General features: G+C 69.7%; 15 protein-coding genes. 7 read left to right on the top strand and 8 right to left on the bottom strand.

Translation table 11 applies throughout. The features are described from left to right. From ACYVK3_RS21790 to ACYVK3_RS21780, 3 genes are all read right to left on the bottom strand, one after another. Positions 1–628: hypothetical protein (locus tag ACYVK3_RS21790; protein ID WP_460499459.1), on the bottom strand; the 628-nt coding region annotated here is incomplete at its 3' end. A gap of 402 nt (positions 629–1030) precedes the next feature. Beyond that, the gene (locus ACYVK3_RS21785) at positions 1031–1966 is read right to left on the bottom strand and encodes a phosphotransferase family protein (protein ID WP_460499458.1); all 936 of its coding nucleotides are present in this window, start codon (positions 1964–1966) and stop codon (positions 1031–1033) included. Further along, complete coding sequence (locus ACYVK3_RS21780) at positions 1939–2346, bottom strand: YchJ family protein (RefSeq protein WP_460499457.1); 408 nt, start codon at positions 2344–2346, stop codon at positions 1939–1941. Before ACYVK3_RS21780 ends, ACYVK3_RS21785 begins: the two co-directional genes overlap by 28 nt. Positions 2347–2419: 73 nt before the next feature. Here ACYVK3_RS21780 and ACYVK3_RS21775 point away from each other — a divergent pair, with 73 nt between their 5' ends. The 4 genes from ACYVK3_RS21775 to ACYVK3_RS21760 all read left to right on the top strand — a co-directional run bounded on the left by ACYVK3_RS21775 (position 2420) and on the right by ACYVK3_RS21760 (position 5879). Beyond that, a complete protein-coding gene (locus ACYVK3_RS21775) occupies positions 2420–2830 on the top strand; it encodes a hypothetical protein (protein WP_460499456.1) in 411 nt (136 codons plus the stop codon). A 73-nt stretch (positions 2831–2903) separates the two neighbouring features. Next, entirely contained in the window at positions 2904–4163 is a 1260-nt protein-coding gene (locus ACYVK3_RS21770) for a ricin-type beta-trefoil lectin domain protein (RefSeq protein WP_460499455.1), read from the top strand. Between the two features lie 283 nt (positions 4164–4446). Beyond that, positions 4447–5442: a TerC family protein gene (locus ACYVK3_RS21765; protein WP_460499454.1), complete on the top strand. Its 996-nt coding sequence runs from the start codon at positions 4447–4449 to the stop codon at positions 5440–5442. Next, positions 5442–5879: a phosphatase domain-containing protein gene (locus tag ACYVK3_RS21760; protein ID WP_460499452.1), complete on the top strand. Its 438-nt coding sequence runs from the start codon at positions 5442–5444 to the stop codon at positions 5877–5879. Before ACYVK3_RS21765 ends, ACYVK3_RS21760 begins: the two co-directional genes overlap by 1 nt. Positions 5880–5892: 13 nt before the next feature. Here the strand turns inward: ACYVK3_RS21760 and ACYVK3_RS21755 are convergent, their stop codons facing one another. The 3 genes from ACYVK3_RS21755 to ACYVK3_RS21745 are packed head-to-tail and all read right to left on the bottom strand — an operon-like array spanning position 5893 to position 9113. Next, positions 5893–6945: a glucose 1-dehydrogenase gene (locus ACYVK3_RS21755; RefSeq protein ID WP_460499450.1), complete on the bottom strand. Its 1053-nt coding sequence runs from the start codon at positions 6943–6945 to the stop codon at positions 5893–5895. A gap of 5 nt (positions 6946–6950) precedes the next feature. Beyond that, positions 6951–8774, bottom strand: a complete 1824-nt coding sequence (locus ACYVK3_RS21750; RefSeq protein WP_460499449.1) for a glycoside hydrolase family 15 protein — start codon at positions 8772–8774, stop codon at positions 6951–6953. A gap of 45 nt (positions 8775–8819) precedes the next feature. Beyond that, positions 8820–9113, bottom strand: coding sequence for a sigma factor (locus ACYVK3_RS21745; RefSeq protein WP_460499448.1), 294 nt, complete (start codon positions 9111–9113; stop codon positions 8820–8822). A 99-nt stretch (positions 9114–9212) separates the two neighbouring features. On the opposite strand from ACYVK3_RS21745, the gene ACYVK3_RS21740 reads away from it, so the two are divergent. Both ACYVK3_RS21740 and ACYVK3_RS21735 read left to right on the top strand, forming a co-directional pair. Beyond that, positions 9213–10691, top strand: coding sequence for a glycoside hydrolase family 2 protein (locus ACYVK3_RS21740; RefSeq protein WP_460499447.1), 1479 nt, complete (start codon positions 9213–9215; stop codon positions 10689–10691). After that, complete coding sequence (locus tag ACYVK3_RS21735; protein ID WP_460499460.1) at positions 10592–10891, top strand: hypothetical protein; 300 nt, start codon at positions 10592–10594, stop codon at positions 10889–10891. The genes ACYVK3_RS21740 and ACYVK3_RS21735 overlap by 100 nt, the downstream gene beginning before the upstream one ends. A 4-nt stretch (positions 10892–10895) precedes the next feature. Here the strand turns inward: ACYVK3_RS21735 and ACYVK3_RS21730 are convergent, their stop codons facing one another. Continuing rightward, positions 10896–12143 (bottom strand): endo-1,4-beta-xylanase, encoded by a 1248-nt coding sequence (locus ACYVK3_RS21730; protein WP_460499446.1) that lies wholly within the window; start codon positions 12141–12143, stop codon positions 10896–10898. Between the two features lie 110 nt (positions 12144–12253). On the opposite strand from ACYVK3_RS21730, the gene ACYVK3_RS21725 reads away from it, so the two are divergent. Then, entirely contained in the window at positions 12254–12658 is a 405-nt protein-coding gene (locus ACYVK3_RS21725; RefSeq protein ID WP_460499445.1) for a hypothetical protein, read from the top strand. 5 nt (positions 12659–12663) lie between these two features. Here the strand turns inward: ACYVK3_RS21725 and ACYVK3_RS21720 are convergent. Beyond that, a partial coding sequence (locus ACYVK3_RS21720) for an apurinic/apyrimidinic endonuclease family protein (RefSeq protein WP_460499444.1) occupies positions 12664–13302 on the bottom strand: 639 nt, incomplete at its 5' end.

The raw sequence follows: 13302 nt of genomic DNA, 5'->3' as shown, positions 1-13302 counted from the left end.
TCCCGGTGTCGGCCGACAAGAGCCCGGAGAGGACGAACATGCCGTTCTCGGTCTCCACCAGATCCAGGCGTTGCAACGACTGCTGCCCGAGCCCGTCCAACAGCTCCTCACCCGAGTCGAGCGCGGCCTGGAGCTCGTCGAGCTGGGCGTGCACGTCTTTGACGGTGGCGTGGATGCAGTACTGCGCGATCAAATGCTCCGGCGTCGCACACAGCGTCTCGGCGTCGAAGGGGGAGGGGACCGGCTCCTGGTAGGGGGTGCGGGCGTACACGCGGAGGGCCTTGGTGGCGTCCAGGCGGCGCACGGCTGCCGCGACCCGGTCGATCCGCGCCGCAGCCGAAGTCGCCGTCTCAGTCAACACCTGGAATTTCCCGGCGGCGCGGGCGATCGCGGCGAGGTCGGCCGCGACGCGCAGGTGGAAGTCGAAGGTCGTCACCAGCCACTCGCGCAGAGCCGAGAAGCCGTCGCAGTCGCGGTGGATGTTCCACGCTTTCGCCTCGATGACATCGGCGAGCACTTTGGCGTGGGCCTGGTTGATCATGGCCGCAGCTTCGTCAAGGTGGGTGTGGATGGCCGCTGCCCGCTCGGTCCGCTCCGTCCTGCTGGGCTTCGTGCTTGCTTTGGCCATCTGACACCTCCTTGAGGTCTCGTACGAACCTGCTGTTTCCGCCAGTTCGTGCTATACCTCTATTCTCCCAGGCCACAAGGCCCCTGTCATCACCCATTAGGGTGGGAAAACACTCACGTTTCCGCCGCCCGTCAGCCACCGACCACCCTGCCCCGCAAGGCAAACCGGACACCACACGACCCGCCCGCGAAACGGCCAGCGCCCACGCCCCACCGGCACGCCCGCCGACCCAACCTCCACAAAGAACCAACCTCTTCGTCGCTGACGCCTTTAGCGCAGAGCAACCATCAACCCCACACCATTCCCGCCAGCGCCCCGCCTTCCATTGCCGGTCTCCGCAGGCGCAAGCCCACCACACTCCACCACACCCGCCCGGCCAGGTGCTCCTTTGCCCTGCACCGCCTACTGCAAGACATCCCAAGGGAACGAGGGCCGTTCGAGGAAGAAGCGCGTGATCTCCAATATCCGGTTGCCGCGCTGGGCGGGCCAATGTGGCGCGCCCGGCTCCGTATCGGTGGCGAGCCGGAACACGGCCCACACGAGATGGTGCCAGAGAATCCTTGCGGCCCAGCGCAGGAGCTCGTCGCCATCTACATCGGCACCGAGATATCCTTCCAGCGCGTAAGGCACTGCCCGCAGCGGCAGCTCGGCGAACTCAACGGCCGGGTCCGCGAACATCGCGTCGCCCCAGTCCAGCAAGGCGTTGAGCGCCAAGGTATCGGGATCGACGAGCAGGTTGGTCGGGCTGGCGTCGCCGTGAATCAGGCATCGAGCGGGCGAGGCCGGCCGATGCGCCTCGATCCGGTCGAGCCAGCCGCAGACCCAGCTCGCGACCTCCTCACCCAGGTATCCATCGCCGACCAGCTTCACGATGCCGGGCCGGGGGTCGGCATCGGGTTCGACCGGCACGGCCGGAAACGACCCGGCCCGGACATCGCCCGCATGCAGCACGGCCAGCTGGACGCCGAGCTCCTGATAGCTGCGTGCCCAGGGGCTTCCCGTGTGTCGCTCGGGCGTCCTCGGGACGATGCCTTCGGCTCGTCGCACGACCATGAAGGGCCCCGCTCGGCCCTCTTCGAATGCGACCATCGCGGGAGTGCGGATGCCGAGGGCCGTCACGGCGGGGATCACCTGGGCTTCCTTGCGGAGGTCGTCTTCGAGGCCGGCGCGTGCCACGCGCAGCACGAGCTCGTCCCCGAGCAGATAGGTGTGGTTGGCGACGCCCTGGTTCGGCGCCGCCCGGATCGCCTCGGGCGCCACTTCGAACCGGGCGGCCAGCGCGCCCAAGGCCGCCGGCTCGAGCCCCGGCGTCACGCCGTGCCCGAGCGGTACAGCCACATCCCGCCTTGGCGGACGAACTCACTGACCTCGCTCTGCGTTCCCGCCCCGTCGGCGTCGCGGAAGTGTGCCCGGAACGCCACGGTGGCCTCGGCGTGGAAGGCGGTGCCGCCGCTCGTCTCCAGGATCTCGAGTCCGGTCCACTTCCGGTCGTCCGCGAGTTCCAGCTCGGCGGGCCGCGTGTCGGGGTGCCAGGTCCACAGGAGGTAGGCCGCGTCGCCGACCGCGAAGGCGCTGTAGCGGGAGCGCATGAGGGCCTCGGCGGTGTCGGCCTTGGCCGCCCCGGAGTGCAGGCGACCGCAGCACTCGCTGTAGGCGAGGCCGGTCGCGCAGGGGCACGGCCGGTCCTCGGGTCGCGGTCGTCGTGAACGTCGAGCCATGCCCCGATTCTCCACTACCCGCGCGCGGGCCCCTTGCACCCCACCGGTGCGCTCCATGCCCGAGACTGTCGCGATGCCCTCGAAACGAACCGCCCACCGGGCCCGTGCTCGCCGGAATCGTGCCGCCGTCCAGCAGTGGGAGGACAAGCTCGATCTGCGCCGCGAAGTGCTCATCGCGGTCGTCGGGATTCCCGCCGGCACCGTCCTGGCTTGGCTGCTGGCCTGGCATCGGGCCTTCGTCGAGCCGCTCTGGGGAAGTCCGGTCTCGGCGTTGCTCATCGTGGCGGTCGCCGCGGCCGTGGTCGCCGGCGCCTGGCACTTCGTCCTGCGCGAGGAGAATCGGTGGTGGACGGGTCGGCCGTCGCCTTGGTCGCCGCGGTCGGCCTGCGGGTGGCGTATGTCTGGTGGCGGGTCCGTCGCCGAAGCGCGCGGTGAGGCGTCGGGCACAAACTGTGCATTGACAGGTATCTATCGCAAATGGTAAAAAGAAAGTTAGTTAACAGAGAGCGCTCTCCCGATCTGCCGCTCTCCTCGCATCCTGATGAAAGGACGCAGTCGTGAGACCACCCCGAAAGTCCGGCCGCCGCCGCACGGCCGTCCGGCTCCTCGCCGTCATGTGCGCCGGCCTCGCCGCCGCCGGCGCGCTCACTCTGGGCGAAGACCAAGCCGACGCCGAGCCCCACGCCGAGCAGATGCAACTGCTCTGGAACGACGAGTTCGACGGCCCCGCCGGCTCCTCCCCCGACGCCTCCAAGTGGCGCCACGACATCGGCGGCTCCGGTTGGGGCAACAACGAACTCCAGTACTACACCGACCGCACCGACAACGTCGCCCACGACGGCAGCGGCAACCTCGTCATCACCGCCCGCCGCGACAACCCGTCCGGCTTCCAATGCTGGTACGGCACCTGCGAGTACACCTCCGGCAAGCTCACCACCGCCGAGACCTTCACCCAGCAGTACGGCCGCTTCGAGGCCCGCATCCAGGTCCCGCGCGGCCAGGGCATGTGGCCCGCCTTCTGGATGCTCGGCGACGACATCGGCCAGGTCGGCTGGCCCCAGAGCGGCGAGATCGACATCATGGAGAACGTCGGATACGAGCCGAGCACCGTCCACGGCACCCTCCACGGCCCCGGCTACTCCGGAGGCGCGGGCGTCGGCGCCGGCTACACGCTCCCCGGCGGTCAGCAGTTCGCCGACGGCTTCCACACCTTCGCCATCGACTGGGCGCCCGGCTCGATCACCTGGTCCGTCGACGGGAACGTCTACTCCCAGAAGACCCCCGCCGACGTCGGCGGCAACCAGTGGGTCTTCGACCACCCCTTCTACATGATCCTCAACCTCGCCGTCGGCGGGAACTGGCCCGGCTCGCCCGACGGCAGCACCCAGTTCCCCCAGCAGCTCAAGATCGACTATGTGCGCGTCTACGGCGGCGGCTCGGCCTCGGGCACCGCCATCACCGGCTTCGGCGGCAAGTGCGTCGACGTGGCCGGGGCCAGCAGCGCCGACGGCACCCCGGTGCAGCTCTACACCTGCAACGGGAGCGCCGCTCAACAGTGGACGTTCGCATCGGACGGCACCGTCCGCGCCCTCGGCAAGTGCCTCGACGTCTCCGCCGGCTCCACCGCGGACGGCGCGAAGGTGCAGCTGTACACCTGCAACGGCACCGGCGCCCAGCAATGGGTCCACACCGACGCGAACGACCTGGTGAATCCCCAGGCCGACAAGTGCCTCGACGTGCCCGACTGGAACGCCGCCGACGGCAACCGGCTCCATATCTGGACGTGCACCGGCGGCGAGAACCAGAAGTGGTTCTGACGCACCGGCGACTCAAAGCCTGAACCGCCCTCCGCAAGCGCCCCCGCGGCCGAGCTCCCATCGGCCCGGGGGCGCTTCGCCGTCCTCGAACCGCGCAATGCAGCTCACTCCGGGCGACCGCCGCGCCAGAATGCCTCGCATTCGCGTACGATGCTGCCCAACAGCATGATGTCAGTCCGCCGTCGCCATGGCTGCACAGTGGACGCCGATTCGTCGGGACGCGGATCTCGAAACCTCGAGCGCCGTCCCGTCTTGTCGAAGAACGGATGAACCGGAGGAAGGAATGCTGGAAATCAGCGCGCTCACATGGGCCGGCACCATCGGCCTGATCGTGGCGCTCTTGGCGGTCGACCTGATCATGTCCGCGATCCGGCCGCACAAGGTCGGGTTCAGGGAGGCGACCGCCTGGTCGGTGTTCTACATCCTCGTCGCGGTGGCCTTCGGCATCTGGTTCGGCCTCCAGTACGGCGGCGGCTACGGCACCGAGTACTTCGCCGGCTACATCATCGAGAAGAGCCTGTCGGTCGACAACCTCTTCGTGTTCGTCATCATCATGACGACCTTCGCCGTCCCCTCCGAGCACCAGCACAAGGTCCTCACCTTCGGCATCGTGCTCGCGCTCATCATGCGCGCGATCTTCATCGCCGCCGGCGCGGCGCTGCTGAACCTGTTCTCGTTCATGTTCCTGCTGTTCGGTCTCCTGCTCGTCTACACGGCGGTCCAGCTGTTCCGACACCGCAACGAGGACCCCGACATCGAGAGCAACCCCATGGTCCGCGGCGCGCAGCGCCTCCTGCCGGTGAGCACGGACTACATCGGCGGGAAGCTGTTCGCGCATCTGGACGGCCGCAGGGTCGTCACCCCGCTGTTCATCGTCCTCATCGCCATCGGCAGCGTCGACCTGCTGTTCGCGCTCGACTCGATCCCCGCGGTCTTCGGCGTGACCCAAGAGGTCTACATCGTCTTCACCGCCAACGCCTTCGCGCTGCTCGGCCTGCGGGCCCTGTTCTTCCTGGTCCAAGGCCTGCTCGACCGGCTCGTGTACCTGTCGGCGGGCCTGGCGCTCATCCTGGCGTTCATCGGCGTCAAGCTCGTGCTGCACTGGGCGCACGTCGACATCGACGAGCGTGTCCCGGAGATCTCCACGGTGGTCAGCCTCGGCGTCGTCATCGGCGTGCTCGCCGTCGTCACGATCGCGAGCCTGATCAAAAGCCGCCTCGATCCCGCCGCCAAGGCGCACGCCGGCTCGCTCCGAAGCCACAGCGACGAGGAGGAGTAGTGGCGCAGGCCGAGTCGGCCGGCCGCCCCACAGCGGTGATCGTCGACGTCGACGGCACGGTCGCCGTCCGCGATCAGCGCGGTCCCTACGATGAGACCCGGGTCGCCTGGGACGCCCCGAACGAGCCGGTGATCGAGCTCGTCAAGGTCCTGCACCGGGCGGGACACCGGATCGTGTTCGTCTCCGGGCGCAGCAGCGCCTCCCGCGCCGACACCAGGCGCTGGCTCGAACTGCACGTCGGCGTCCCGATCGCGGCGCTCCACATGCGCGAGCAGGGCGACCGGCGGCGCGACGCCGACCTGAAAGAGGAGCTCTACCGGCGGCACATCGAACCGCGCTTCGAGGTGCTGTGGGTGCTCGACGACCGGGACCAGACCGTGGAGCGGTGGCGCTCACTCGGGCTCACCTGCCTTCAGGTGGCCGAGGGGGACTTCTAGGACCGCAGGACCGTCACTCGCCGAGGGCGATGACGGTCTTGACGTCGCCGGGCTCGGCGCGGAAGGCCCGCCCGTAGTCCGAGAGCCGGACGCGCCGGGTGATCAGTCGCGAGAGCCAGCCCTTGTCGGCGGCGGCGAGCACCCGCGCGGCCTCGGCGCAGTGGCCGAGGTTGGCGTTGACCGAGCCGACCACGGCGTCGTTCTCCAGAACGATCTCGCGGTTGATGGCCCCGGCGTCGACGCTCACGCGCCTCCCGGCCGGGGAGACGCCGGTCAGGCACACGACGCCGAACGCGCCGGTGGCGGCGATCGCGTCGAACACGACCGAGCTGGCGCCGGTGGCCTCGATGACGACGTCCGGCTCGGCGACCCGCACGGCCGCGTCGACGCCGTCGTGGTGGTAGGTCGCGCCGAGGTCCCGGACGAGCCCGGGTTTGGGGCCTTCGGTGACGATGTCGAGGACGTGGACGTCCAGGCCCCGCTGAGCGCCGATGAGCGCGGCGAGCAGCCCGATCGGCCCCGCCCCGGTGACCAGGACCGTTCGCGGCTCGAACCAGGAGCGCCCGCCGACCTTGTCGATCTGCTCCCAGGCCTTGGCGACGACGCTGGTCGGCTCCAGGAGCACACCCGCCTCGGACAGGCCCGGGTCGAGCTTGACGGCGTAGTCGGCCTCGACGGTCCACGCCTCGCTGCCGTAGCCGTCGAGCTGCTTGATGCCGCGTTCGACGTAGCCGCCGTTGCGGCACGCGTCGAACTGGCCGCGCTCGCACGCCCCGCACGGGACCGGGTCGGGGCGCCGCACCACGCCGACGACGAGGTCGCCCGGCGCGAAACCGCTGCCGTCGGGAGCGGCTCGGACGCGTCCGAGCGACTCGTGGCCGATGACGAGGCGGTCGGCCCTGGGCGGGGCCCACCCGTAGTCGCCCGCGACGATCTCCTTGTCGGTGCCGCACACGCCCATGGCGAGGCCGTCCACGAGCAGCTCGCCCTCGGCGGGCTCCGGCTCGGGGACTTCGGCCAGTTCCAGGGAGTTCTTTCGTCCGGGGACGGTGGTCAAGGCGCGCATGGCGTTCACTCCCTCTCGTCGGAATCCTGGTCCTCTTCGACGGCGTGCGGGGACGTCGCCGGGTGCGCGCCGCTGAGGTGGCGGGCGGAGTTGACCAGCCCCACGTGGCTGTACGCCTGCGGGGTGTTGCCCAGGTGCCGGCCGGTGACGGCGTCGTACTCCTCGCTGAGCAGCCCGAGGTCGTTGCGCACGTCGAGCAGCCGCTCGAACAGCGCTCTCGCCTCGTGCTCGCGTCCGGTCGCGTGTAGGGCGTCGACCATCCAGAACGAGCAGACGATGAAGGAGCCCTCGTCGCCGGGGAGACCGTCGACGCCGCCGTCGGCGCTGGGGTCGTAGCGCAGGATGAAGCCGTCGCGGGACAGGGAGCGCCATACCGCCTCGACGGTGCCGACGATGCGGGAGTCGTTCCAGGGCAGGAACCCGACCCTGGGAAGCAGCAGCAGGGCCGCGTCGACGCCCTTGGAGCCGTATGACTGCGTGAACGTCCCGCGGTCGGCGTCGAAGCCGCGGTCGCAGACCTCGGCGTGGATCCGCGAGCACAGCCGCTTCCACCTGTCGACGGGTCCGTGGAGCCCGAACCGCTCGACGGCCTGGACGGCCCGGTCGAACGCGGCCCACGCCATGACCTTGGAGTGGACGAAGTGCCGGCGGTCGCCGCGGACCTCCCAGAGGCTGTCGTCGGGCCGCTGCCAGTTGTCTTCGAGGAAGTCCAGCAGGGCCAACTGGAGGTCCCATGCCTCCTCGTGGAGATGGACACCCGATTCACGGGCGATGTGGAGGCCGTCGAGGATCTCACCCCACACGTCGAGCTGGAACTGACCGGTGGCGGCGTTGCCGATCCGCACCGGCGCCGAGCCCTCGTAGCCGGGGAGCCAGTCGAGGGTGTGCTCGGGCAGCCAGCGGTGGCCGTCGAGGCCGTACATGATCTGGAGTTCGGCCGGGTTGCCGGCGGCGGCGCGCAGGAGCCACTCGCGCCACTCCGTCGCCTCCTCTATGAAGCCGGTGCCCAGCAGCGCCTGGAGGGTGTAGGTGGCGTCGCGCAGCCAGCAGAACCGGTAGTCCCAGTTGCGGATGCCGCCGAGGTCCTCGGGAAGGGAGGTCGTGGGGGCGGCGACGATGCCGCCGGTCGGGGCGTAGGTGAGGGCCTTGAGGATGATGAGCGAGCGGCGGACGGCCTCGTCCCATTGGCCTTCGTAGCGGAGGTGGCTGATCCAGTCGTGCCAGAACGACTCGGTGTCGGCGAGCGCGGTATCGGGGTCGGCCGGCACCGGGCGGCCTTCGTGGGACGGCTTGTGGGTGAGCACGAAGGAGACGCGCTCGCCGGCCGAGACGCTGAATTCGGCGGTCGCGGTGGCGTTGTCGATCTCGACGGGCACTTCCGAGTGGAGCCATGCGGCGTCGGGCCCGGCGATGGCGGACAGCTGGCCGTCGACGCAGCGGGTCCACGGCTCGTCGCGGCCGTAGCCGAAACGCAGTCGCATGAGGGTCCGCATGGGGACGCGGCCGCTGAGACCCTCGACGACGCGGACGACGTCGGCGGCACCGTTGCGCGGGGGCATCGCGTCGGTGACGCGGACGCTCCCTTCCGGTGTGTCCCATTCGGTTTCGAGGATGAGCGTGTCGTCTCGGTAGCGGCGGCGCGTGCATCGGCCGCCCGCGACGGGCTCCAGGCGCCAGCACCCGTGGCTCTCGTCGCCGAGCAGGGCCGCGAAGCAGGCCGGCGAGTCGAACCGGGGCAGGCACAACCAGTCGATCGAGCCGTCGGCGCCGACCAGCGCGGCGGTTTGGAGGTCCCCGAGCATGCCGTAGTCTTCGATCCGCAAAGTCACACTTCACCTTCCCACAACGGATACGCTGCCGCCGTACTTGATCGCTTACCCGCCTTGGGAATTTGTATGCCCGTCGAGGGCGGCGAGGCGGTCGGGGCCGGCCAGGAGTCGATGGCGGTGATCCGGTCGCCGTCGACGGTGAAGGCCATGCGCGGTGACGGTGGTCAGCCAGCCGCCGAGGTTCTCGACCTCGTCGATCTCGGCGCGGCCGGCCCGCAGCCACGCCTCCTGGAGCGCGTCGCCGGCCTCGCTGAGCGAGCCGAGCATCCGGTGGGCGAGGGCCCGCAGCCATGTCCGGTGCTCCTCGAAACGCTCGACCGGCTCGGTCGGTTCCCTCATCTTCGCAACGTAACCGACGCTCGCTCCGGGGCGCACGGCGACGGCGGACGAGGTGCGGCAAGCGTTAGCCTAAGGTTCGACAAGGTTGAGGAGGCGGTCGTGACACGACGGTTCACACGGCACGAACGGCGGGCGGTACGGGATCTGGGCGGCGTCTGGGACTTCGCGTTCCTCGGGGACGTCGATCCGGGCGAGGTGGACGTGCACGCGATCGAGTACGACGACGTCATGGCCGTCCCGGGCTCCTTCGACGCCACCCCGGCGTACGCGGGCCGGCGCGGTCTGGCGGCCTACCGGACGCGGGTGCGTGTCGAGGCGGCCGGGCGGCACCGGCTGGCCTTCGGCGCCGTCCACCACTGGTGCCGGGTCTTCTGGGGCGCCGCGCCGATCCGCGACCATGCCGGGGGCTTCACCGGCTTCGCGGCCGACGTGGAGCACGCCGAGCCGGGGACCATCGACGTGACCGTGCTGGTCGACAACCGGTTCGACGAGCGCTCGCCGATGCACCTGGAGTATTTCGACTGGTACCACTTCGGCGGCATCACCAGGCCCGTCGAGCTGCATCGCCTTGGGGACGCGTGGATCGAGGGCCTCGGCTTCGCCACCGAGGACCTCGGGACGCGGCGCGTGTCGCTGCGCGTCGACTACCGAGGCGAGGCGCGAGGCGTCCCGCTCGTCGTCGAATGCGGCGACCGCCGGATCCTGGCGGAGTCGGTCGACCTCGACGGGGCCGGAAGCCTGGAGCGGACCTTCGAGCTGCCCGGGGCGGCGCTGTGGTCGCCGTCGAGCCCGGCCCTGCACCTGCTGCGGGTCCGCTTGGGCGAGGACGACATGTGCGAGCGCGTCGGCCTGCGGCAGGTGAGCGCCGAGGGCGGCCGCATCGCCGTCAACGGCGAGGCGGTGACGTTGTGGGGCGTCAACCGGCACGAGTCCCACCCGCAGTTCGGGCACGCGCAGCCGGTCGGGCTGCTCGTCGCCGACGTCCAGCAGATCAAGGACCTCGGCTGCAACTTCGTGCGCGGCAGCCACTATCCGCAGGATCCGCTGTTCCTGGATCTGTGCGACGAGGCCGGGATCTGCGTGTGGAGCGAGTCGATCGGCTGGCAGTACCCCGTCGAGCGCCTGACCGACCCGGGCTTCGTCGCCGCGCAGCTCGACCACATCGACGAGATGGTGGCCGTCGCGCGCAACCGGCCGTCGGTGATCATGTGGGGCGTCCTCAACGAGAGCCCCAGCCATGAGCCCGAGGTCCGCCCGGCCTATGAGCGGCTGCTCGGGCGCCTGCGCGAACTGGACGAGACCAGGCCGGTCACCTACGCCTCCAACCACGTTTACGACGACGTGTGCCTCGATCTGGTCGACGTGGTCGCGGTGAACTGCTATCCGGGCTGGTATTGGGCGGCATCGACGACATCCCCGCCGAGCTCGACCGGATCGCCGCGCACGTCGACGAGGCCGGGCACGCGGACAAGCCGCTCATCATCTCCGAGATCGGCGCCGGCGCCGTGCCCGGTTGGCGCGACCAGCACCACGGCATGTGGACCGAGCAGTACCAGGCGGAGCTGCTGGAGACGGTGATCGGCCACATCGCCGACGGGCAGGACCGGATCTCGGGACTCGGCATCTGGGTCCTGGGCGACTTCCGCACCACAGAGGAGAAGGAGATGTCGCTGAAGCGGGCTCGCGGCTACAACGACAAGGGCATCCTCGACGAATACCGGCGGCCCAAGCAGGCGCACGCCGTGGTGCGCCGCCGGTACCGCCGGTTCGCCCAGTAGCGCGTCAGGCCAGGTCCACCGAGAGCTCGGTGCGGCCGGGCTCCTGGATGGAGAACGCCGCTTCGGCGCCTTCGTGCGCGAGGCGGTAGTCGCCGAGGAAGCCGTTGAATCTCAAGCGGCCCTCGGCGTCGGTCGTCATCGTGGTCGAGGTGCCCCATTCGGTGTTCACCAGGTGGTGGAGCCGGTCGTAGGACGGCTTCGGCGTGCCGTCGGCGCGGACCAGGCCGCCGGGGGCGCCCAGCCACATGTCCTTGTCGTTCATGCCCCAGTAGGTGACCGCCTCGACCGAGGGGTGCGAGAGCAGGGTCTTGTAGTGGCGCTCGATCTCGTCGGCTTGGCGCGCTTCGCCTTCGGGGGTGCTGGGCCAGGACTCGACCTGGTGGTCGTTGAGGTCGACGATCTCGGGCGGCATGACGTCGCCGGAGACGATCGTGGTCTCGGTGAAGTGGATCGGCAGCCCGTAGCGCGAGAAGCGCTCCAGGACGGCGAGGGTCTTCTCCTCGCCCCAGTAGCCCTGGTGCATGTGGCTCTGGAGGCCGAGCACGTCGATCTGGATGCCCGCCTCCAGGACGCCCTCGATGAGGCACTCGTAGGCCGCGGACATGTCGAAGTCGTTGAGCAGCAGGGTCGCGCCCGGGTTGGCCTCGCGTGCGGCGTCGAAGACCATGCGCACCATCGGGATCCGGCCGATGTCGCGGCACAGCCGCGTGATGCCGTTGTCGTACTTGTCGAAGATCGGCATGATGACGACCTCGTTGATGACGTCCCACATGTCGATGACGCCGGCGAAGTCGCTCACTTCGCGCTTGATGCGCTCGACCTGGACGCGGGCGGTCTCCTCGTTGTCGAGGTCGAGCAGCCAAGGGGCGGTCACGGTGTGCCAGGCGAGCGGGTGGCCCTTGACGGCGTGTCCGCGGTCGGCGAACCAGCGCGCGGTCTTCAGCAGCGGCTCGGTGCCGGTCCGTCCGCGCTCGGGCTCGAAGCGTCCCCAGTAGAACGGCAGGGTGGCGAAGTTGAACACGCCCTCCCACAGCTCGGCGTTGCGGGCGTCGCGTTCGGGCTCCTCGGAGGTGCCGTTGGCGTGGTCGATGAGGTCGAAGCCGATGCAGCCGAAGAGGAATTCGTGGCGGGTCTGCTCCAGTTCCACGCTCCGGCCGGCGAGGGGCGCGCCGTCGGCGGTGAGGGTGACGGTCGCGTCGGCGGCCCGGTGCTCGCGGATCCGGCGGTCGACGTCGTTGTCGCTTGCGGCCATGTCAGGATCGCCTTTCTCAGAGGAACCGATGTCTCCGGCCATTCGATCAGAGGCTCGATCGCTTGCGCAGCGCGCCTAGTGTGGTCGTCGTGCGTGTCGTGGGATTGGTCGTGGCGTTGGTGTCGGCCCTGTCGGGGTGCTCGGACGAGGGGCCCGACGAGGAGCACACGGTGGCGCTCGACGCCGTGACGGCGACGGTGGCCGCCGGGGACCGGCTGTGGGTGGACTTGGGATGGGTCGACTTCTCGGTCGGGGACGTCTGGCACCTGGTCGGCGAGCCCGACGCCGCGGTGCTCACCGAGTACGACCGCTATTCGGAGACCGACCCGGACTGCGGGGAGTGCGATTCGGGGTGCAGGAGCCGTCTGTACTGGGTCTTCGACGCCGCCGCAGCGGGCGAGACGACGCTGGTGTTCCAGTACTGCTTCCGCACCGCGCCCGAGAACTGCGTGGGGGACGCCGGTGACTCCGAGCCGCCCGATCCGGTCGAGCTGACGGTCGAAGTCACCGGCTGAGCCGCTCAGCGGACGCCGTAGAGGTGTTCGAGGGCGAGCTGGTCGAGCCGCTCGAACGCCATCCCCTTCGCCGCCAGACCCTCCACGTCGACCTCGACGTCCCGCACGTCGGCCCACGTCTCACCATCGGCCAGCGTCGGCACCGCCAACTGGTCCACCCGAGCCGCCTTGAGCGCCTCCCGCACCTCCGGATCGGCGCGGAACGCCCGCACCTTCTCCCGCAGAATCAGATAATTGCGCATGCACGCCGCCGCCGAGACCCACACCCCCGCGTCGTCCTCCGTCCGCGGCGGCTTGAAATCGAAGTGGATCGGCCCGGTGTACTGCCCCTTCGCGATCCCCTCCTCAACCGCGTCCACCGCCCAGAACGCCCCGCCGACATTCCCCGCACCGAAACGCAGATCCTGGTCATACCGCGGACCGGTCTGCCCGTTCAAATCGATGTGGTACAGCTTCCCGTGCCACAACGCCTGCCGGATCCCCGCCGCGTAGTCCAGACCGGCCATCTCCTCATGCCCGATCTCCGGATTGATCCCCACCAACTCCGGACGCTCGAGCTCGTTGATGAACGCCAACGCGTGCCCGATCGTCGGCAACAGAATGTTCCCCCGCGGCTCATTCGGCTTCGGCTCGATCGCGAAGAC

It is taken from the genome of Glycomyces tarimensis, assembly GCF_054776215.1.
Note: the sequence above shows the minus strand (reverse complement) of the source record. Positions and strands in the feature narration are given on the sequence as shown.